Source organism: Phenylobacterium sp. (assembly GCF_030679875.1).
In the GTDB taxonomy this organism is placed as follows: domain Bacteria; phylum Pseudomonadota; class Alphaproteobacteria; order Caulobacterales; family Caulobacteraceae; genus Phenylobacterium.
In genome coordinates, this window is sequence record NZ_JAUXSP010000023.1 from 43,769 (window position 1) to 65,686 (window position 21,918).

11 protein-coding genes are annotated in these 21,918 nt (G+C 66.7%); 8 read left to right on the forward strand and 3 right to left on the reverse strand.

Annotated features, from left to right (window positions below; genetic code table 11):
* Positions 1 to 121: 121 nt before the first annotated feature.
* Together Q8K84_RS15655 and Q8K84_RS15660 are read right to left on the reverse strand one after the other, a co-directional pair.
* Entirely contained in the window at positions 122 to 1,771 is a 1,650-nt protein-coding gene (locus tag Q8K84_RS15655; protein WP_305283635.1) for a phosphoglucomutase, read from the reverse strand.
* Positions 1,768 to 10,278, reverse strand: coding sequence for a GH36-type glycosyl hydrolase domain-containing protein (locus Q8K84_RS15660; protein ID WP_305283636.1), 8,511 nt, complete (start codon positions 10,276 to 10,278; stop codon positions 1,768 to 1,770). The genes Q8K84_RS15655 and Q8K84_RS15660 overlap by 4 nt, the downstream gene beginning before the upstream one ends.
* Positions 10,279 to 10,641: 363 nt before the next feature.
* On the opposite strand from Q8K84_RS15660, the gene Q8K84_RS15665 reads away from it, so the two are divergent.
* The gene (locus Q8K84_RS15665) at positions 10,642 to 10,929 is read left to right on the forward strand and encodes a hypothetical protein (protein WP_305283637.1); all 288 of its coding nucleotides are present in this window, start codon (positions 10,642 to 10,644) and stop codon (positions 10,927 to 10,929) included.
* 119 nt (positions 10,930 to 11,048) lie between these two features.
* Here the strand turns inward: Q8K84_RS15665 and Q8K84_RS15670 are convergent, their stop codons facing one another.
* Positions 11,049 to 11,390, reverse strand: a complete 342-nt coding sequence (locus Q8K84_RS15670; protein ID WP_305283639.1) for a hypothetical protein — start codon at positions 11,388 to 11,390, stop codon at positions 11,049 to 11,051.
* Between the two features lie 118 nt (positions 11,391 to 11,508).
* On the opposite strand from Q8K84_RS15670, the gene Q8K84_RS15675 reads away from it, so the two are divergent.
* The 7 genes from Q8K84_RS15675 (at position 11,509) to Q8K84_RS15705 (ending at position 21,662) form a co-directional block, all read left to right on the forward strand.
* Positions 11,509 to 12,042, forward strand: a complete 534-nt coding sequence (locus Q8K84_RS15675) for an RNA polymerase sigma factor (RefSeq protein WP_293396277.1) — start codon at positions 11,509 to 11,511, stop codon at positions 12,040 to 12,042.
* Positions 12,043 to 12,330: 288 nt separating this feature from the next.
* Positions 12,331 to 12,558: a DUF2933 domain-containing protein gene (locus Q8K84_RS15680; protein ID WP_257817683.1), complete on the forward strand. Its 228-nt coding sequence runs from the start codon at positions 12,331 to 12,333 to the stop codon at positions 12,556 to 12,558.
* Between the two features lie 11 nt (positions 12,559 to 12,569).
* Complete coding sequence (locus Q8K84_RS15685) at positions 12,570 to 13,229, forward strand: isoprenylcysteine carboxylmethyltransferase family protein (RefSeq protein WP_257817682.1); 660 nt, start codon at positions 12,570 to 12,572, stop codon at positions 13,227 to 13,229.
* Positions 13,230 to 13,319: 90 nt separating this feature from the next.
* Positions 13,320 to 15,641: a cation-translocating P-type ATPase gene (locus Q8K84_RS15690; RefSeq protein ID WP_305283640.1), complete on the forward strand. Its 2,322-nt coding sequence runs from the start codon at positions 13,320 to 13,322 to the stop codon at positions 15,639 to 15,641.
* Positions 15,642 to 17,100: 1,459 nt separating this feature from the next.
* Entirely contained in the window at positions 17,101 to 19,611 is a 2,511-nt protein-coding gene (locus tag Q8K84_RS15695; RefSeq protein WP_305283642.1) for a heavy metal translocating P-type ATPase, read from the forward strand.
* Positions 19,608 to 20,042, forward strand: coding sequence for a Cu(I)-responsive transcriptional regulator (gene cueR / locus Q8K84_RS15700; protein ID WP_293318592.1), 435 nt, complete (start codon positions 19,608 to 19,610; stop codon positions 20,040 to 20,042). The genes Q8K84_RS15695 and cueR overlap by 4 nt, the downstream gene beginning before the upstream one ends.
* Before the next feature lie 141 nt (positions 20,043 to 20,183).
* A complete protein-coding gene (locus Q8K84_RS15705; RefSeq protein WP_305283643.1) occupies positions 20,184 to 21,662 on the forward strand; it encodes a calcium-binding protein in 1,479 nt (492 codons plus the stop codon).
* Positions 21,663 to 21,918: the final 256 nt, after the last annotated feature.

Sequence of the window (21,918 nt, forward strand, 5' to 3'; positions counted from 1 at the left end):
CACGGGCCACGACATAAGGGACGATGTTCTGTCAATGCGGCGCGCTCACCAAGCAGATGGCTTCCTAGCGGCTACGATCTTCTCCGCTCCAGTAGGAATCTAAGGGGGTCGTTTCTTGGATTCAGCGCCCACCGCTCGAGCTAGCCAGGGCCTGCTGGGCGTCGCCCTGGATAACCGCTAGGTGATGCGGATCGACGAAACTCTCCGCATAAATCTTGTTGAGGGGCTCGGTCCCTGACGGGCGGGCGGCGAACCACCCGCTCTTGGCCTTAACCTTCACGCCGCCGAACGGCTCGCCGCGGGGGCTGGCGATCTCTACCGACAACACGGGCTCGCCGCCAAGCTCAGCAAGTTGCAGATCCTGCGGTCTGAGGCCCCGCAGCCAGGCTTTTTGCTGCGGTGTGGCTGGGGCATCTAGACGTTCATAGTAGGAGGGCCCGATTGCGTCGGCCACCGACGTGTAGACCATGCTGGGGTCCTGGCCGGTTCGCGCAAGGATTTCAGCGGCCAGAAGCCCGAGGCTGAAACCGTCCTTCTCCGTTGTCCAAAGCGACCCGTCGAGCCTTCGGAACACCGCGCCCGCACTCTCCTCGCCCGCGAAGCCCAGGGCGCCGTCGGAAAGTCCATCGACGAACCAGCGAAATCCCACCGGCGTCTCAACCAGCGGCCGCCGGAGTCTGGCGGCAAGCCTGTCGATGAGGGCGCTTGTGACCATGGTCTTGCCGATCGCTAGCCCCCCAGGCCAAGTGGGACGGTGTTCAAACAGGTAGGCGACCGCTGTGGCCAAGTAACGGTTCGGCTCCATCAGACCACCCGAAGGCGTCACCACACCGTGCCGGTCGGCGTCCGGGTCGTTGCCGAACGCAATGTCGAAGCGCGCCCGCAGGTCGACCAGCCGGGCCATCGCATAGGGCGAGGAGCAATCCATACGAGTCTCACCGTCATGGTCAGCGGTCATGAAGGCGAACCGCGGATCCACGGTTTCGCTGACGACGGAGCCCTGCAGCCCGTAAGTCTCCAGGACCAGAGGCCAGTACTCGGCGCTGGCCCCGCCCAAGGGATCGATCCCAATACGCACCCCAGCGGCGCGGATCGCTCCAAGGTCCACCACCTGCGGCAACTCGGCGATGAAGGCAGTCCGATAGTCGTAACGCGCCGCACGCGAAGACCGAGCCGCGCGGGCATAAGGAACGCGCGGAACGTCCCGCAACGCCGTAGGAAGGGCAGCGTTGGCGAGCCGCTCGATCGCCTCGGTGATCCGGGGTTCGGCTGGCCCGCCGTGCGGCGGATTGTACTTCAAGCCGCCATCCTGGGGCGGATTGTGAGACGGCGTGAGAATGATCCCGTCCGCCAGCCCTGAGGTGCGCCCCCTATTGTAGTGCAGGATGGCGTGCGACACCGCAGGCGTCGGCGTGTAGCCGTCCCGGGTGTCGAGCATCACCGTAACGCCGGCGGCGACGAAGACCTCAACGGCCGTCCTGAGCGCGGGCTTTGAGAGCGCGTGGGTGTCGCCCGCCAGGAACAGCGGTCCATGGACGCTCGCGGCTTTGCGGTGACGACAGACGGCGGCGCAGATCGCCACGACATGCGCCTCATTGAAGGTCCCCGCGAGCGCCGAGCCGCGATGGCCGGAGGTCCCGAAGGCGACGCCTTGGGACGGATCTGTCGGGTCGGGGCGGACCGCCGTGTAGGCGTCGATGAGCTCGGAGACATCGATCAGATCCGCCTTCGCGACGGGGCGTCCTGCCCGGGAATCCACGCTACGGGTCAAGCCGCACCAGCCTTCGGGTCGACGGCGCCCAGCCGGACGCGCAGACGCCGGACGCCGTCCGCTGAGCTGAGGGGTATGCGCAACGGTCGCTCGCGCAGCCGAAGGCCGTCCAGTACGGCTTCGGCGACGCCCCGGCAGACGCTGTCGGGGTTCTCCACCTCTATCTCGTAACGGGCGGCGCCAAACCGGTAGACGAGCTTGAAGCCTGGCCAGTGTCGCGGAATGCACGGATCGAGCAGCAGGGCGTCGCCATGGCGCCGCAGGCCGAGAAGCGACTCTAGTCCCGCGCGGTACATCCAGCCGGCGGCGCCTGTGTACCAGGTCCAACCGCCCCGCCCGAGGTGCGCCGGGTGCGAATAGATGTCGGCAGCGACCACGTAGGGCTCAACCTTGTACCGCTGGGCCTCAGATGGCGTGCGGCTATGATTGATCGGGTTGAGCATGGCGAGCAGGCTTGCGGTCCTGTCACCGTCCCCCACCGCTGCGAAGGCCATCGCCGTCCAGACCGCGGCGTGAGTGTATTGGCCGCCGTTCTCTCGCACGCCGACCGGGTAGCCCTTGATATAACCGGGGTCCTTCGGACCCTTGTCGAAGGGTGGCGTGAACAACAGAGCTAGGCCGGCGTCGGCGTCGATCAACTCACGTTCAACCGCGGCCAACGCCTGCCGCGCGCGCTTCGGCTCCGCCGCCCCGGAGAGCACGGCCCACGATTGCGCAATGGCGTCGATGCGGCACTCGTCGCTGTTGGGAGAGCCCAGCGGCGAGCCGTCATCGTACCAGCCGCGAAGGTACCAGTCGCCGCCCCACGCGCTCCGCTCGAGCGCGGCCTTTAGGCCCTCGGCGTGGGCAGCCCAGCGCTCTTCGTGCACCGCCTGCCCCCGAGCCGCCGCGAGCGGCGCGAAATCCGTCAAGGTGCGATGGAGAAACCAGCCCAACCACACGCTCTCGCCTCGGCCGTGCTGGCCGACGCGGTTCATGCCGTCGTTCCAGTCGCCGCCGCCGATCAACGGCGCGCCATGGCCCCCCACCTGCAGGCTGGCGTCGAGCGCCCGCGCGCAATGTTCGAAGAGGCTGGCGCTCTCGCCGGTTCCGGGATGGTAGAACGCCTCGGCCGCCGTCGGCTCAAGGGGCTGGCCTTCCAGGAACGGGATCGGCTCGTCGAGCACCGTGCGGTCTCCGGTCGCCGCGACATAGTTCGCGACCGCGTAAGCCAGCCACACCCGGTCGTCGGAAAAGCGGGTGCGGACCCCCTGGCCAGAGTGGGGCAGCCACCAGTGCTGCACGTCGCCTTCGGGGAACTGGCGCGCCGCCGCCCTGAGCAAGTGCTCGCGGGCGGTTTCGGGTGACGCATGCACCAGCGCCATCACGTCCTGCAGCTGATCGCGGAAACCATAGGCGCCGCTCGCCTGATAGAACCCGGCCCTCGCCCATAAGCGGGACGCGACGGTCTGGTAGAGCAGCCAGCCATTGAGCATCAGGTCCAGGGCTGGGTCGGGGGTTTGCACCTGTACGGCCCCTAGGAGACGCTCCCAATAGGCGTCTACTTCCGCCAGAACTTCATCCAAATCAGCCTGACGGTAACGCGCGATCAGCTCGCGGGCGGAGCCGGCGTCATCGCCCTCCCCGATGAGGAAGACCAGCTCGCCCGTCTCCCCGGGCGCGAGCGCCAGGGGCGCATCCATGGCCCCACAGGGATCGAGCGCGGCCCCTGTTCGGCCGGAGAGCGCCTCGCCCGCCAGACCCGCTGGCCGACGCAGGCTGCCGTTGCGACCGATGAATTCCCGCCGATCGCCCGTCCAGCTCGTCTGGCGGCCACAGGCGTCCAGAAACGCCACCCGCTCCCCAAAGCTGGGATCCCAGCGGTTCTGGGCCATCAGGCCCCCGCTCGCTTCATCGACGTGCGTGACCGTGAAGGGCGCTATCGCGCCCCGGCTTTTGCCGAGGACCCACTCCACATAGGCGCAGGCCGACAGCCGGCGCGGCCGGTTGGACAGATTGCGGACTTTCAGCCGCAGGATTTTCACCGGGTCGAGCAGCGGCGTATAGGCGAGGAGCTCCGTCTCGAAGTCGCCGACCGTGGCTTCAAACCGGCTGTAGCCGCGGCCGTGGCGGCAGACATAGGTCGCCTCTGGATCCCGCACCGGGTACGCGGTCGGGCTCCAGAGCTCGCCGGTTTCCATGTCGCGCAGGTACAACGCCTCGCCACCGCGATCGGCGACCGGGTCGTTCGACCAGGGGGTGAGCTGGTGCTCGCGGCTATTGAGGGCCCAGGTGTATCCCGAACCTTCCGCGGAGATCTGGAACCCGAAGCTCGGGTTGGCGACGACGTTGATCCAGGGCGCTGGCGTGGTCTGGCCAGGGCTGAGGACAACGACATACTCCCGGCCCTCGCGCGCGAAGCCGCCGATCCCGTTGTAGGCCTCCAGGTCTGGGACGGGCGATGACCGCAACGGCGTAGCGGGAACCTGCGGCGTCGCCAAAGGCGGCCGCGGCCACTCGCGCCGATCCCGTAGCCGGTCAAGCTGGTCTTCCAGCCGGCCGTGCTGCGCTGACAACACCACCCTTGCTACCGACAACAGGCGGGCCTGGAGCGTTGGCGAAACGAGGTCCCCGCGCAGCACGTACACAGCGCCCGGCACAGGGTCCTCGTCTGGCGCGCGGCGGGATTGCGTCACGCGCACCAAGGCCTCTAACGCGCCTTGCAGGTCTTGGATGTAGGAGGCCGCGTGGTCATTCAGGATTACGACATCCACCGGAAGCCGCTGCAGCTTCCAGTATTCCGCAGCGTGGAGCAGGTCGCGGGCGGGGGCGAGATGTTCGAGGTCGTCTATCCGCAATAGGATCAGGGGCAGGTCGCCCGATATGCCCAGGGCCCAGAGGTCCGGCTGCCCCCCCGCGCCTGCCGCCACCACCTCCGACGAGGGTCTGAGCGCAGGCGCCGCGTAGATCAGGTGGCCGGCCAAGCGCTGGAAGTTGTCGGCGTCCCGGTGGGTGACGCCGAGATGGCGCAGCTGCACCTGCGCCCGGGTCCACGCCAAGGCTGCGGCCCGTTCGCAGGCTGCGGTGTGCAGATGCTGATCCAACACCTCCAAGATGGCTTCGCGCGAGCCGGCGGCGAAGGTCCAGAAGGACACCTGGGCGGTAGCGCCGGGGGGGATCCGCACGCGTCGCCGAAGCGCGAAGATCGGATCGAGCACCGCGCCGGCCTGGCCGCTCAGCGGGCGGCTCTCGAAGACGGCGATCGGTGCGCGGACATCGCGGTTCCGGCCCAGGAAGCGCGCGCGATCGGTCTCGAATTCCGGTTTGCCGAGAGCCTCGCCTTCGACGATCGCCAGATGGGCGGCCCAGAGCTCAGGCTCCTCCGGCGCCCGGCGTCGACGGGTCGCAAGCAAGGCGCCCCCAAGCCCCGGATGGTGTTCCGTCTCCACGAACAGCTTGGAGAACGCCGGGTGGGCGGCGTCGGCGGCGTCGGGCGCAAGGACCAGCTCACCATATGAGGTGATTTCAACTTCGCGCTCGATGTCGCCTGCATTGGTCAAGGTCACGCGTCGGAGCTCCCCGTCATCCTCCGCGGAAACCAGCACCACGAGTTCAGTCACCAGGTCGCCATCGCGGCGCGAGTATTCCGCGCGGTCGGCGAAGAAGGTCACGCCATACTCCGACGGCTCGGCGGCGGTAGGCTGATAGCAGGTGGACCAAACGCGCCCGCTAGCCACATCGCGCAGATAGATGAAAGCGCCCCAGTCGTCGCGCACGCTGTCTTCGCGCCAGCGCGTTAGCGCCTGGCTTCGCCAGCGGCTGCAACCGCCTCCCGCAGCGGTGAGCAGCACGCTGTAGCGACCGTTCGACAAAATGTGGGTGGCGGGACTCGCGCCGTGCGGTGTGGAGTAGTGGCGCCCGCGCGCCAGTTCCGGCGCCTGGGTCAAGTGCGGGACCGCGCGCTCGGCGGCGGCCGTCGCCGGCCGGACGTCGCGCGGCATGCGCTCGTGCAGGAGGAGCTCGGCGGCCTGAACCAGCGGATCGGCGTGGAAGCGCTCGCGTAACAGTCCGCCCAGCAACGTATTTGCCAAGGCGGTGACCGTCATCCCCTGGTGATGGGCCATGAACGATCGCACGATAGCGACACGGGCGCCTTCCGGCACCCGCGCGGGCGTGTAGTCCAAAGCCTCATAGAAGCCGTGGCGTCCCTTTGCGCCCGCCGCGGTCAAGACGCCGAAGTTGGCGACGGCTTCGCGCGGATCGATCATCGCGGCGAGCGCTGTCGCATAGGGTGCGACGACGGCCTCCTCGTCGAGGCCTCGCTTGAGACCGAGCCCCGGAATCCCGAAGTTGGAGTATTGGTAGGTGAACTCGAGATCCCGCGCGTTGAACCCAGATTCCGAGACGCCCCAGGGCCGGCCATGGCTCCGCCCGTAAGCAATTTGGCGGCGGACGACCGCCCGCAGCGACCGCTCCAGCAGACTGCCGGCCGGCGAGCGCATCACCAGCGACGGCATCAGGTACTCGAACATGGACCCCGACCAGGAAATCAGGGCCGCGCCTTCAGGCGTGGGGGTTACAGCGTGACCGAGTCTAAACCAGTGACGCGCCGGCACGTCGCCCTTAGCGATGGCGAGGAAGCTCGCCAGCCGGGCCTCAGAGGCCAACAAATCGTAGCAGTTGGCGTCCAGCGCCCCATCGGCGACGCGGTAGCCGATCGACAGGAGCTTGCGGTCTTGATCGAGCAGGAAGCCGTACTCCATCTCCAGCGCCAGCTGGCGCGCGGCGGCTTCCGCCGCTGCGAGACGGCGGTCCAGCTCAGAGAATTCCAAGTCGCGGAGATGGCTGCGGAGCCCCGCCTCCACTGCGGATAGCCAATGGGCCAGCTCCGCAGCGTCCTCGCGTTCCGCCAGCAGACCCCTCAGCGGTTCGGCGAGTCCCGCCCATTCGCGCAGGACATCGTCCAAAGTTCGGGCGTCCTTTCCCTCCTCACTTCGGCGCAAGGTCCCCGAGAGGTCCCGTAGCGCCCCCTCCAGGCGCTCCCAGGTCTGATGTGCGGACACCGCAGGCGCGCAGAGCGGCGCCAATTCCTCCCTGGCGAGGTCGACGGCGTCGGACACGCCGGCCCACCGCGCCTGCGGCGGGAGCGGCTGGGCCCGCCACGCACGGCAGCTCGCCGCGAGCGTCAGCAGGCATCCAGCCAAGTTGCCGCTGTCCACGGTGGACACATAAAGCGGCTCCAGCGCGCGCAGATCGCGCGTGTCATACCAGTTGAGCAAGTGGCCGCGGCGGCGGTCCATGCGCTGCAAGGTGGCCAGCGTGGCCTCTATACGCTCGAGGGCGTCGCCGACGCCGATCCAACCGAGATCGCGCGCGCAGACGGTCGAGAGCAGGTAGAGACCAATGTTGGTGGGAGATGTGCGGTGGGCGACGGCCGGGGGATCTTCCTGGACGTTGTCCGGCGGCAGGTGGTTGTCGGCGGCGGTGACGTAGGTTTCGAAGTAGCGCCAGGTCCGGCGCGCCGTCAGACGCAGCGCGGCCGTGTCGGCCGCGGTCAGCTCGCCCGCTTCCGGCAGGGGTTGAATTCGGCTGATCCGCTGAGCGACCAACGGCGCGAACAGCCAGGCGAATGAGATGCTCACCCCGAGCGGCCAAGCCTCGCCGGACCCGATCGCACTGATCGCAAGGCCTGCGCAGGCCAGGGGCAATACGCCCCACATCCGTCGATAGAAGTCTGAGACGTCCAACGGCAGGCCTGCCGCGAGCTGGGCTGCGGGCACCCATTCCAGCAGTCGGCGGCGGGTGACAAACAGGCGCCATAGCGTCCGAACGATGGCGTCGGACATGAGCCAGGCCTGGTGGGGCAGAAGCGTGACCAGCAGCAGGGCGCGGGCGGTCGCGACGCGGAGGTCTGCGCCCATGCCTCTCAGTCGGTCTCGCGTGCGTATCCCTGCAGTGCGCGGCGCAAGGTCATCGATCAGCGGCATGAGCGCCGGCGCGACGACGGAGCCCAGCACGAACAGCGTCCAGACGATGGCATGGTTGCCGAGGGCGGCCCACCCCGCGAACAGCGCCGCTACGGCCGCTGGCGCGGTCAGGGTCCGTCGCAGGTTGTCGAGCATCTTCAGCCGCCCGATGACCGGGAGCGGCCCCGGCGCGAGGCATCTGCCGGCGGGTATGCGAAGAATCCAAGGCAACAACTGCCAGTCGCCGCGAGCCCAGCGATGGTGCCGAAGGCCCGCAACGTCGTAACGGGTGGGGGCGTCGTCCACCACCTCGACATCGGACACCAGACCGGTGCGCGCATAGACCCCCTCGAACAGGTCATGGCTCAACATCGTTGATTCCGGTACGCGCCCGCAAAGCGCCGCCTCGAAGGCGTCTACGTCGTAGATCCCCTTGCCCCCGTAGGAGCCTTCGCCGAACAGGTCCTGATAGACGTCGCTGACCGCGGCGGCATAGGGGTCGATCCCGCTCGCTCCCGAAAACAGCCGGTGGAACAGCGAGCCGCTATGCCCCACCGGCAGCGCCGGCGAAACCCGCGGCTGCAGGATTCCGTAGCCTTCCACCACCCGCTGCTGTCCCGCATCGAGGCGTGGGCGGTTGAGAGGATGGGCCATCTTGCCGATCAGGCGGCGCACCGTGTCATGGGGCAGGCGCGTGTCGGCATCCAGTGTAATGACGTACCGCACACCCTCCGGGACGGTGATTGGCGCCTCGGGCGCGGCGACGAACGTCGTGTCCTGCGCCCCGCGCAGCAGGCGGTTCAACTCGTGAAGCTTGCCGCGCTTGCGCTCCCATCCGATCCAGCGGCCTTCACTGTCGTTCCATACCCGCCGGCGGTGCAGCAGCAGGAAACGGTCTCCCCCAGGCGCTGGACCATACTTCTGGTTCAGGCTCGCGATCCCAGCGACCGCCAGGGCAAGGAGTTCGGCATCGACCGACTCGCTCTCGCGTTCCGCGTCCACCCAGTCCGACAGGAGTGCGTAGTGGACGTCGCCTTCGACACTGGCGAGATAGTGGATCTCCAAGCCCTCGACCTGCGCCCGGATCGCCTCCGGGCTGGTGAGCATCATCGGCACCGCCACGAGAGTGCGATGCTCGGCGGAAACTCCGCCCGCGAGCTCGAGCGCTGGGAGAGCGTCTGCTCGAACGCTATGGGTAACGACCGCGTTGACGAGGGCGACGGCGAGCTCCAAGGCCGGCACCGCTCCGAGCACCGCCAAAGCGCCCAGCCAGATGCCGCCCAGGCCCAGGTCTCGCACATGCAGGAGCGGCAATAGGAGGGCAAACGTCGCCACGAAGATGATCGCTGCGGCATAGCCGCCGGTTCCGAGGCGCTGGAAAGCCCGGGTCAGGAACTCGCGCGGCCGCGGTCTAAATCCCAGCGCCACTTCGAAGCGGGGTCGTTCCGACCCGATCAGGTGACAGCCGACGTGGCAGCTCGCCACCTCGCCAGCACAGGCCTCAGCGCGTGCGATGGCGGCCCAAGTCACCTCCATCTCGCTCTTACCGCTGCCTCGGGAAAGGGCCTCGATTGCGGTGCGGTAAAGATTGCGGGTCGCGAAATCCATCTCCCCGAAGTCGCCTGCCCGTGTCAGGGCCGCATCGACGAGACTCATCCGCTCGACCAGGTCTAGCCAGTCCACCTCCGAGATGCGCCGCAGGCTGGTGACGATGTTGCGGACGGTGCCAGCGGCGGCGACCTGCCGATCATGTTCCCCGCGAACGACCGCGTCAGCTGTAACGCCGTGCCCTGCGAGCTGCTCGTCCAGCCAGCTCAACACGGGTGCGATACTCGCGTCCTGGTCGCGCAGCCGATGCACCAGCTGCATCGTGAACGCGTCCGGGCGCTGCCGACCTTCCCAGCCCTGCAGTATGGTGGCAGCGGGTTCGGGGTCGCGTCCGTAGGCGCCCAGCAGGCGGTCCGCCAGGTGGTCGGCGGTGATGCGGGCCTCGCGACTGTCCAAGATTTGGTCGGCGAGGCGCCGTAGATTCTCCACGAGAATGAGGCGCAGGGTGATGGCCACCGCCCAAAGCTCGCCGATGGTGAGCGGGTGGACGCTCTGGTACGCATGAACGTAGCGCTGCAGCATCTCCACGTCGAAGCGGCTGTCGGTGTGGGCGACGAACGCCCAGACAAGCCCAAACACCCGCGGGTAGCCCGCGAAGGGCCCAGAGATCAGCTTCGGAAGCTGCCGGTAGTAGCCGGGCGGCAAGTCCCGACGGATTTCGCGGATCTGCTCCTCGACCACATGGAAGTTATCGAGTAGCCATTGCGCCGCGGGCGTTGCGCCGTCGTCGCCCCCACCCGAACGTTGCAGCACCTTGAAGGCTTTGATGAGCCGGCGCTGGTTGTCCAGCAACCGGCCAGTGAGGCTGCGACCAGCCTTGGCGCGGCGTTCGACGGGCTGAGCCAGGGCTAGGCTCTTGGCGTGCGCCTCAAGCCGCTCGATGCTGAACAGTTCGGCGCGGATCGGCGTCTGGTCCGACCACAGGCCGCCGGCCGGGAACAGGCCTAGCGACATGGCGGATGCGCCTCGGCTCGCAAGGCCAGAGAGGAATCCGCCAGATTGACGCGGGTCGTCGCCGACACCTGTGTGTTGTCCGGAGCCGCTGTTCATCCGCCACCAGACGCATTCGCACCGCCGCCATTACAGCGACGCTGCCGTTGGAGCGGGTGATTACGCTGGGCGCTGAAGAGAAGATTGAGCGCGGGGTCAAATCCTGGCTGTAGCGCTGCAACCCTTTCACGCACCTGCAGTGAACTCGGCGCCGGACTGGCGCTACAGGGGGGCTCCAACTTCGCAGAACCCCCTTGTCTGTAAGCTTCAGCCGACCCTGGCGTCTTGTTTCAAGGACGGCCCGAGCGGGCCATTGGAGGAGACGCGATGAGCCGCAGGGAAGTGATGAATCAGCAGAGCATCAGGTCCGGCGTGCAGTTGATGGCCCTAGGTTGGAGCCTCTCGCTCTTCTTTCTGCTGACGTTCGTGTTGTGCGCCGCGCTGGTCTATCTGCTGCCCGCGGATACCGAGCATCTGCTCGCCCGCGTCATGCCCTCGCTTGACTGGCGCGACCCGTCGAACATCGCGTTCGGGGCCGTCGCGGCTTTCGCCTGGGGCTGGTACGCGGCTTTTTTCGGCGGCGGTCTCTACAACTACTTTCGCGGCCGGCGCTGAGCCGCGGAAAGGGCGAGCGCCCCCCCTCGCTCGCCCCTGGCCTGATCGTCCCCGGTCAGGTGATGCGCCGGGAGCGGACCTAAGGGTCCGCTCCCAAGCGCGCTGGAGCGGCATCTCGCTCAGAGCGCCTCGCCACTAAAGTCGCGGGCCCCCAGGGTCACGCCAAAACCCACCGGATTCACGGCCAGGAACAAAGCCAGCAGCGTCAGGCCCGAATGCGCCGGCTCCCAACGCCGCAGGTAAAGTCGATCATCATGGCCGGAAGTGGCTGGGCAAGACGTCCCCCGGAGCGTGATCGCCCTGCCAGCACACGCGACGCCCAAGATACGCGGCAATACGCACGGGGCGACAAAATCCCTCAAATAAATTTTTACTTTGCCACTTAAATGTTGAACTTGATCGCGATCAAAGAAGGCGGTTTCATTCCCGTTGAAGCTCCACGCGAACAGATCGGGGGACATTCGAATGCTGCACGCGACAGCCGCAATATTCGAGAGTGATGATAGTGGAGCGACATTCCATCCGTTGGAATCTTCGCGGGGCCTTGCTGATCCTCAAGGCGGCAGGGACGATCTGGCCTTGCAGCTGGCCGCCGAACGGCCCCGCCAGATACGCTTCCTGCGCAGCCGTCTGCCGTCGCAGCAAGACGCCGAGGACGCTTGGCAGGACGCCGCTATCAAGTTCCTGCAGCACGCTGAATCACTGGGCGCCGCCGAGCGCCCTCAGGCCTGGATGGGCGTCACCCTGCGCCGGCTGGTGGTCGACCGCTACCGCAGGGCCGCCGTCCGGCGCCGCACACTCGATGCTCTGGCCGTCCAGCCTGCGCCGGACGCGGCCGACACGGACGAGGACCTCGTCGCTCCGAGCGATTGCCTGAAGGCCGCCCTTCGCGAGCTCAAGTCGGAGTACCGCCAGATCCTCACCGAGACCTATCTCGATGAGCGCCCCCTGAAGGCTGTCGCCCACCATCTGGAGCTCACCGCCAACAACGCCGCCGTGCGCCTCCACCGCGCCCGCAACGCCCTGCGTCAGGTCATGGCCGAGAAGTGCCAGAGCTGCGCTCTTGCCGATTGCTGGGCCAGGACGAGGGCCGAAAAGCTGCTCAAGGCCTAGTGGCGGCCCCAGCGATGTTACGCGGGCCGTGTAATCTAGGAGAGTCCGATGACCAGCTACCCTCCAAGCGGTTGCGGCGGAGAGTCCTTCTCGTCGCGCTGTAATGACGTGTCCCGATCTGCGTCGTCCTACGCGTCGGTTGTGCGAGGGCGCGGTCGAGCGCCTGGGTGAGGAGCTTTTCAGATGGAACATCGACAATCACCGCCAAGTCGCCCTGCATCGCTCTCAGGGGGCCCTTTTGGGCCTGGGACCCCCGATAGGCGCGCGCGCCCCACCCAGGGGCTGCGAATGCTCCTCACAGGGCTGGTCATCGCCGTCTTAGGCGCTGGCCTGATCTTCCTCTTGGTAGGCGAGCACCGTCTGCACGTGCTGGGTTGGCTGCCTTTCCTGCTGCTGCTCCTTTGCCCGCTTCTTCATCTGGGCATGCATGGGGGACATGGCGGTCACGACGGCAGTCGCGACGGTGAAGATCAGGCGCCGAAAACCGGGGTCCAGACCCACCAGCACAGGTTATAGAAGAGGCCGCAATGTCCGATACGCCCGCATACGGCCTCTGGTCCTTGGTGATCCTGAATTCAGCGCTATTCATCTTCTTCGCATTGACCTTCTTTAAACCGCGGACGGCGCGCGATTGGCGCTCGTTTGGCGCGTTCAGCGCTTTCCTCGTGGCCTTGTTCACTGAGATGTACGGCTTTCCGCTGACCATCTACTTCCTGTCAGGTTGGCTGCAGAGCCGTTTCCCGAACGTCGACTGGTGGTCGCACGACGCCGGTCACCTCCTCGAGATGATGTTCGGCTGGAAGGCTAACCCCCATTTTGGTCCGTTCCACTTGCTGAGCTTCGCCTTTATTGGCGGGGGTTTCTGGGCGATCTCGGCGGCTTGGCCGGTGCTGTATCGCGCCCAGCGTGAAGGCAAGCTGGCGACGACCGGCTCGTACAGCCGGGTCCGACATCCGCAATACGTCGGCTTCGTCCTGGTGATGTTCGGCTTCCTGCTGCAATGGCCGACACTGCTCACGCTCGCGATGTTCCCGGTCCTGGTGGTGATGTACTGGCGCTTGGCCGTCAGCGAAGAGCGCGAGACCGCGGCCCGCTTCGGCGAAGCCTATGCCGCGTACAAGCGCGCCACGCCCGCTTTCATCCCGCGCCTGCGCCGGTCAGGCGACGCCCAGCGTTCTCCAGTTTGATCCGCACGTCCAGCGCCGCCACCGCAGGGGTATGCCATGCGCACAACGACCGTCGACGTATCTGGCTTCCGGACGCCTTTGGATCCGCTGGTGGTCGAGAAGCAGCTCGCGGGTCTGAAGGGCGTCAGACAGGTCACGGCCAACTTCGCCTCAGCCAGCGCCACCGTGACCTACGACGAGGCGCAGGTCAGCCCCGCCGAGCTTGAACAGGCGGTGCGGGACTGCGGCTTTCATTGCGCCGGGCAAGTCGTGCCGCGCCACGTCTGCGCCCCTGGACAAGACGCGTTAAGAGCCGAGGCGATCGACGAGCATGGCCCCCCGGCGGCGGCCGCGGGCAGGGCCGCACCAAAGGCGGGACACGGCGAGCACGACGCTATGGCGGGCATGGGCCACGGGCCCAGCATGGATATGAAGTCCATGGCTCGCGATATGCGCAACCGGTTCGTGGCGGCGCTCGCCTTCACCATTCCCATCTTCTTTCTGGCCCCGATGGGCATGGACTTCCTGCGGGTAGAGCCGCCGTTTGGCTGGGATCTAGAACTGGTTCTGTTTGTACTCGCGAGCGGCGCAATTCTGTGGCCCGGTTGGCCCTTCTTCATTGCTGCGGCGCGAGCTCTGCGGCGCGGCGTGTTCAACATGGCCGTGCTCGTGCTGCTCAGCGTTGGGACAGGCTACCTCTTCAGCGTTGGCACGACCTTCTTCTTCGAGGCCGCGAACTTCTACGAGGCCTCGGCCCTGCTGCTCGTATTCATCCTGCTCGGACACTGGTTGGAGATGCGCGCGAGGGCTGGTGCGTCCGAGGCGATCCGGCGGCTGATGGATCTCGCCCCGCCGACCGCAAAGGTCATCCGCGACGGGGTCGAAGTAGAAATCTCAACCTCCGAGGTGGAGGTCGGCGACCTCGTGGCGGTCAGGCCCGGCGGCAAGATTCCGGTCGACGGCGTCATCGAAGAGGGCGCGTCGGAGATCGATGAGTCGATGCTCACCGGGGAATCTTTGCCGGTCTCCAAGAAGGTCCGCGATGCTGTCGTGGGCGGATCGATCAACAAGACCGGCGCCTTCCGCTACCGCGCCACCAAGGTGGGTTCCGACACCGCGCTCGCCCAGATCGTCAAGCTTGTCCAGGAGGCGCAAAATTCCAAGGCTCCAGCCCAGCTCTTGGCGGACAGGGCCTCGCAGTGGCTGGTGCTGGCGGCGATCGTCATTGGTTTGTTGACCTTCGCAACCTGGTTCTGGGTGCTCGGCCAGACGCTGCTGTTCGCGCTGACGCTCACCATCACTGTCTTTGTCATCGCCTGCCCCGACGCGCTCGGCCTCGCCACCCCTATGGCCATCATGGTCGGCACCGGATTGGGCGCGGCCCATGGCATCCTGATCAAGGATGCCGCAGCGCTGGAGGACGCCGTGAAGCTCGATGTCATCATCTTCGACAAGACCGGCACGCTCACCATGGGCCAACCGAAGGTGGAGCAAGTGGTCCCTGGGCCAGGGTTCGACGAGGCGACGATCATCGCGATCGCCGCGGCCATCGAACAGGGTTCGGAGCACCACATCGCCGTCGCGGTGCTTGAAAGAGCGCAGGGCCTCACATTGCCCCCGCTGACGGAGTTCGCTTCGTTCGAGGGCAAGGGTGTTCGCGCCCTCGTGGACGGACGGACTGTCTACTCGGGCAACCGCATGTTGATGGAGGAAAACAGTATCGATCTGGGTCCGCTCGCCGCGAAGTCCGCCGAATTGCAAGGCGCCGGCCGCACCGTGGCCCATATCGCCCGCGACGGTCGTGTGATCGGCCTCATCGCCATCGCCGATGCCCCGCGACCGACTGCACGCGAGACCATCGAGCGATTGCAGGCCCTGGGCGTCAAGGTGGCGATGATCACCGGCGACAACCTGGGTACGGCGCAGAGAATTGGTCGCGAGCTCGGGATCGATATCGTCCTGGCCGAAGTGCTGCCCGGCGACAAGGCCGCCAAAGTCAAAGAGCTGCAGGCGCAGGGCAACAAGGTCGGCATGGTGGGGGACGGGGTCAACGACGCCCCCGCCCTTACCCAGTCTGACGTCGGCTTCGCCATCGGCGCGGGCACGGACGTGGCGATCGAAAGCGCCAAGGTCGTCCTGATGCGCAGCGACACCCTCGATGTCGTCAAGGCTGTCGAGCTCTCCCGCGCGACCTTGCGCAAGATGCACCAGAACCTCTGGTGGGCCGTGGGCTACAATATTGTCGCCTTCCCGGCGGCCGCGGGGGTCTTCTACCCCATCACGCTCAGCCCCGAAGTCGCGGCCATCGCCATGTCTGGGAGCTCTGTGCTGGTCGCGGTCAACGCACTGCTGCTGAAGCGTCTACGCCTCGGCGAAGACGGGCCTCGGCATCAGCAAACACCCGGCGTCAACGTCACACAACGGTCCGCCTAAAATTGCGCTTGGCTGCGCCCTCTCAGCTCGTCGCTTCCAGCCCTCCTGAAACGTCTCGCGTTGAATCGTAGGCCTCTCGCCGCCCAGGGGCACGATGCGACGGGCGCTTCTGCCTGCCCAAGATTGTTAGCGACAAAGGCGCCGAGCAACCTTCATGCGCTATCCGCTCGGCTACTGGTCTATTCGAGGACATCCCTCGCCTCGAGCTTCCCCGTCACCGCGGCGGCCTTCGGCGCTCTCAGCTTTGTTTGGCGACTTCACCGAGATGGACCTCACCCGACAGCCTTGTGGACACGGCCATCAGCAACAAACGCTGACTTGACCCCTCCGTCCAGGCGTCCCTGCCTGGCGACGAACGCAGGGCAACTACGTCTCGGCTTATCTATATTCGTTCTGCGCAATCCTGAGGCATGCTTGAGCACTGTATGCCCACTTCCTCATCACGCCAGCTCTCTAAACGTGACAGAAACCACCATCACTATCATCTCAACCCGCACCGATGTTATCGGTGTAAGCGCCTAGTAGGAGAGACGGAAGAATGATGAAAAGGGTGTATATCTGGGGCGTGATCGCCGCAGCGGGTGCGCTTTCCGCGTGCGCGACAACGAATGAGCCATCGACCCCTGAGCAGCGAGCGGCTTGTGAAAAGATGCTAGAAATGGGCGAAGGGGCCACGCACAGCCATTCGTCGGATAAGACTGGGGCGGTGAACACCATGGGCATGAGCCATGCGCAGTGCCGCCAGCTGCTAGGCAAATAGTCTCTTGGCGACGGTCCACTGACCCTCGCTAGCGAGAGCGGCGCCGTCTCAATCCCTGGGCGGCGCCGCCGAGGGCGATAAACCTTTCGACGACCACGCGTATACGCGATAGCAGCGATGTCCCACGCCGGGGTCAGCGCCACGGTCTCGCCAGGGGCGAGCTGTAGCGCTCCCGCTGGCGGTTAGGACGCGGCCAGGTAGATGCCGCTGAGCGGCCTAAGGCCACGTTCGCGACGATGTCGGTGAGCGCTGGCGGATCCAGATGCTGTCTTTGGACCAAGCGGTGACACGCAACAAGCACGCTCAGATCGGCCCGTGACGCTCGCTGTCGACCACGCAAGCCGCGCTGCCACGCCGCGTCGAAGAGCCCTGCCTCCTCTGCGCCAGGAGATCGCCGCTCGTAAAGGGTGGCCAGAACTGTAAACCGAGCGTCCTGCGGGTGTTTGTGGCTGGTCAACCGAGCATCTCGGTGATCCGCAACTGTAACGCCGCCGACGCCTCGGTTTGTCGTGAGCGTGAGGATCTGCTCGCGCCCCCTTTGCCATTTGCCGTTCCCCGAGGGGCAGGCCCCTCCGCGCGCGTATCAGAAACAAGTTCCGACGGCGCGCGGTCGCAGCCGGCGGCCTGATTACTCGCGCTTGACCTTCCTATCATGGGAAGGCCCATCTGCGTTGGGCATCGTCCTTGAGGAGCTGCCAAATGCCCGCACAAATCCTTCAGCCGCTGGAGATTCCCATCCTCGGGATGACCTGCGCGAGCTGCGTCGGCCGCGTGGAGAAGGCGATCTCAGCTGTCCCGGGCGTCGTTCGCGCCTCGGTCAACCTCGCCGCCGAGCGCGCCCACGTGGAACTCACGCCCGACAGTCAAACCGAGGCCGTCGTCGAAGCGATCCGCAAGGCCGGCTACGAGCCGCTTGAACGAACCCTCGAGCTGAAGATCGAGGGCATGACCTGCGCCAGCTGCGTCGGGCGGGTGGAGCGGGCGCTTCGCGCCGCGCCGGGCGTGCTGCAAGCGCAGGTCAACCTGGCTACGGAGCGCGCCACAGTCACCGTGCTCGAGGGCGCTGATATCGCCGCCCTCGTTTCCGCCGTCGAGAAGGCCGGCTACCACGCCGCCCCGATCGTCGAAGCCGGCCCGGACCTCTCCGATCGCGAACGCGAGGCGCGCGCGGCGGAGATCCGGGGCTTGAAGCGCGCGGTGGGCCTCGCCGCCCTGGCGACGATCCCGCTGTTTCTGGTCGAGATGGGCCGCCACTTCGTGCCCGGCGCCCACCATCTCCTGGCGAGCACGATCGGCGAGCAGCCCTGGCGCTTGATCAGCTTCGCGCTGGCCGCCTTCGTGCTGTTCGCTGCGGGCTTGCGCTTCTATCGCAAGGGCGTGCCGAACCTCGTTCGGCGCACGCCGGACATGAATTCCCTGGTGGTGCTCGGCGCGACGGCCGCGTTCGCTTATTCGACCGTCGCCACCTTCATGCCCGGGCTGCTGCCGGCCGGAGCCAACCACATCTATTTCGAAGCCGCCGCCGTGATCGTCACCCTGATCCTGGTCGGACGCCTGTTCGAGGCCCAGGCGAGGGGCCGCACGAGCGAGGCGATCAAGCGTCTGATGACGCTGCAGGCGAAGACCGCGCGCGTGGAGCGGGCGGGCGTCGTCCTCGAGGTTCCCGTCTCCGAGGTCCTGGTCGGCGACATCGTCGTGGTCCGGCCGGGCGAACGGGTGTCGGTGGACGGCGAGGTCCTGGACGGGGCCTCTTACGTCGATGAATCCATGATCACGGGCGAGCCGATCCCGGTCGAGAAAGGTCCGGGCGCCGCTGTGGTTGGCGGCACGGTCAACAAGACCGGGACTTTCCGCTTCCGCGCCACCAAGGTGGGCGCAGCCACCCTGCTCGCCCAGATCGTGCGGATGGTGGAGGCCGCCCAGGGCGCCAAGCTGCCGATCCAGGCTCTCGTCGACAAGGTCACCAGCTGGTTCGTGCCGGCTGTCATCGTCGGCGCTGTCCTGACCTTTGCCGCCTGGCTGGTCTTTGGCCCCAGCCCGGCGCTGAGCTTCGCGCTGGTCAACGCCGTGGCGGTGCTGATCATCGCCTGCCCGTGCGCCATGGGCCTGGCGACCCCCACTTCGATCATGGTCGGCACCGGCCGCGCCGCGGAGCTGGGCGTCCTTTTCCGCCGTGGCGAGGCCCTGCAGAGCCTGCGCGACGTCCAGGCGGTCGCCTTCGACAAGACAGGGACACTGACGCTCGGTCGGCCGGTCCTGACGGATGTCCGCGTCACGGATGGATTCGCGGAGTCCGATCTCCTGCGCCTGGTGGCGGCGGTCGAAAGCCGCTCGGAACATCCGATCGCCCAGGCGATCGTCGAGGCGGCCCAAGCCCGCGGCCTGCAGCTGCCCGAGACCTCCCGCTTCGAAGCCCTGCCGGGCTTCGGCGCTGAAGCGCTCGTCGACGGCCGGCGGATCCAGGTTGGCGCGGACCGCTTCATGGCGAAACTCGGCGTCTCGGTCGCCGCCTTCGCCGCCGACGCGGATCGCCTCTCGGGTGAGGCCAAGACGCCGATCTACGCGGCGGTCGACGGCGAACTCGCCGCCATCCTCGCCGTGGCCGATCCGATCAAGGACACCACGGCCGAGGCGCTGGCGATGCTGCACGCAGCGGGTCTGAAGGTAGTGATGATCACCGGGGACCATCGGCGGACGGCGCAGGCGGTTGGCGCGGCGCTCGGCTTGGACGAGGTGATCGCCGACGTGCTGCCCGACGGCAAGGTCGCCGCCGTGAAGGACCTTCAGCAACGCTATGGTCGCGTGGCCTTCGTCGGCGACGGGGTGAACGATGCCCCGGCCCTGGCGAGCGCCGACGTCGGGGTCGCCATGGGGGCCGGAACGGACATCGCCATAGAGAGCGCCGACGTGGTGCTGATGCGCAGCGACCTGCGCGGCGTGGCCACGGCGATCGCGCTCAGCCGTGCGGTGCTGCGGAACATCCGCCAGAACCTGGTCTGGGCGTTCGGCTACAACGTGGTGCTGATCCCGGTCGCCGCCGGGCTGCTCTTTCCGGCCTTCGGCCTATTGCTTTCGCCCATGGTCGCCGCCGGCGCGATGGCGCTCTCCAGCGTCAGCGTGCTCGCCAACGCCCTGCGCCTTCGCGCCTTCAAGCCTGTGGCCGCCCGAGCAGCCCCATCCCAACCCGCCGTTCAAGGAGCCGCCGCATGAATATTGGTCAGGCGTCAAAGGCCACCGGCGTGACCGCCAAGATGATCCGCTATTACGACGAGATCGACTTGGTGCGGCCGGCGAGCCGGACGGACTCGAACTACCGCGAATACGACGATCGCCAGATCAACGAGCTGCGCTTCATCAAACGCGCCCGCAGCCTGGGCTTCTCAATGGAGGAGATCACTCAGCTTCTGTCGTTGTGGCGGGACCGGGGGCGCCCGAGCCGAGAGGTGAAGGCTATCGCCGACCGCCACGTGGCGGATCTCGACGCCCGCATCGGCGAGATGCAGGCGATGGCCGACACGCTGCGCCACCTTTCGCACTGCTGCGCCGGCGACGATCGGCCGGACTGCCCGATCCTCGCAGATCTGACGGAAGGCAAGGAGCCGTCGGACCCCGTCAAGCGGCGGCCGTCCTTCAATCGCTAGTCCTGAAAAATCCGCCGGGGTGGCAAATGAAGACGATGGCGGAACTTCCGGTCTGAAGATGAGTTGCGGACTCGCATTGCCGTTTTGCAATGGAACGACAGCGAACATTCCCATTGTAGCAATCTTCAGCTAGGCCCCGCCATGTCACACAAGCTTTCCCATGATTGGAGGGATACGCCTCTCCAGGACCTGGCCAGTCAGTACATGGCCGCCGATGGATTTACGTTTGACTTCCGTGCCGGCCGCGAGCGGTACGACTATCAGGTCTCCGTTGGCGATGCAGGGCGCGACGTCCTTGGCGGAAGAGGCGATCGGGACCACTTCTGGGGTCTGGACGGCGATGACCAGCTCTCCGGTACGCGCCAGAACGACGTGCTCTACGGCGACCAGGGCCGAGATACCCTGAGCGGCGGAGATGGGGCCGATCGGCTCACCGGCGGCAGCGGCGGCGATCGCCTCTACGGCGGCAAAGCCGCGGACGCTCTGATGGCCGGCGCCGGCGCCGATTACCTCGACGAGGGGGCAGGCCACGGCGATCTAAATGGCGGCATGGGCGATGACACTCTGGTCGGCGGGGCCGGGCCCGATGCATTCGCCGTGGACCCGACCAGTGGGAACGACGTCATTCGCGACTTCACCGCCGGCCCGGGGATGTTCGACCATTTGGCGCTGCGCGACCTTCGCTGGGAGGACCTGACTTTCGAGGAGACGACCGCCGGCGTCCGCGTCAGCTGGCAGGGCGGCTCGGTGCTGCTGGAAGGCGTGGCCAAGTCGCAGCTCGCCCAGGACGACTTCATGTTCGCCGATGCGCCCGACCTGCCGCCGGCCTCGCGCGATGCGACTGCACCCGCTGCAGAGCGCCCGAGCCCGAGCGTCGAAGGTCCGACCTTCGGACACCGTGATCTTCCAGGCGAACGGTTCGACCAAGCGGCGGACGCCGCCCTCCGTGACGGGGACGTCAGCCTCGCCTTCACCGGCGACGAGGCCTACCAGGTGATCGTTGGCGAGCGCCAAGGCGACGCCCTGACTGGGGGCGCCAGCGTTGACAACATCTTCGGTCGAGACGGAGCCGACACCTTGATTGGCCTGGGCGGCGACGACGTCCTACAGGCCGACGCCGGCGACGACCAACTCGAAGGCGGCGACGGTATGGATCGGCTGGATGGCGGCAAGGGTGCCGACACCCTGGTTGGCGGAGCCATGGTCGACGACATCATGGGCATGGATGGCGCTGACTCTATCGACGCGGGCGCCGGCCACGACATGATCGAAGGCGGGATGGGCGATGACACCATCACCGGCGGAACCGGGGCCGACGCTTTCATCGTCGATCCCCATAGCGGCTTCGACATGATCACGGACATGGAGGTTCGCGGTGAAGCGCAGGGCGCCTTCGATCACCTGGCTCTGCGGGACATCCGGCCGGACCAGGTAATGGTCGTCGACCGGGCGGAGGGCGCGTTCGTCTCCTGGAACACGGACCGTGACCCTGATCCCGAAGGGGGCGTTCTCCTTCAGGGGGTCTTCAGGGCGGACCTGCGCCAGAGCGACTTCATGTTCGTCGACGCACCAGGCTTTGTCGCCGGGATCAGCAACACTGGTTCTGACTGGATCTTTTGAGCACGCCTGCCTGATCAAGCCCTGATGGATCTATTGTCGGCCGTTCTCGTCGGGAGACGAACCGTGTCCTACGGCATGCCACATGTGGTCTTGATGCGTATAGCCACAATAGGCCCTGACCTGCCCCCTTCCTGATCCCTCGTTCTGAGTGAGAGTCCGTCCAAGCAAGGAGACGGACGTGAAGAAGAGCAGGTTCAACGAGGCGCAGATCATCGGCGTGCTGCGGGAGCAGGAGGCCGGGAGCCCGACGGCGGAG

Coding starts and splice junctions, on each gene's coding strand:
- Q8K84_RS15660 (WP_305283636.1), bottom strand. CDS start 10,278: ATGTCGCTAGGCCTGTTCCCGGCCGGCGGCCTGTGGTCGGACCAGACG.
- Q8K84_RS15665 (WP_305283637.1), top strand. CDS start 10,642: ATGAGCCGCAGGGAAGTGATGAATCAGCAGAGCATCAGGTCCGGCGTG.
- Q8K84_RS15670 (WP_305283639.1), bottom strand. CDS start 11,390: ATGTCCCCCGATCTGTTCGCGTGGAGCTTCAACGGGAATGAAACCGCC.
- Q8K84_RS15680 (WP_257817683.1), top strand. CDS start 12,331: ATGCTCCTCACAGGGCTGGTCATCGCCGTCTTAGGCGCTGGCCTGATC.
- Q8K84_RS15685 (WP_257817682.1), top strand. CDS start 12,570: ATGTCCGATACGCCCGCATACGGCCTCTGGTCCTTGGTGATCCTGAAT.
- Q8K84_RS15695 (WP_305283642.1), top strand. CDS start 17,101: ATGCCCGCACAAATCCTTCAGCCGCTGGAGATTCCCATCCTCGGGATG.
- cueR (WP_293318592.1), top strand. CDS start 19,608: ATGAATATTGGTCAGGCGTCAAAGGCCACCGGCGTGACCGCCAAGATG.
- Q8K84_RS15705 (WP_305283643.1), top strand. CDS start 20,184: ATGTCACACAAGCTTTCCCATGATTGGAGGGATACGCCTCTCCAGGAC.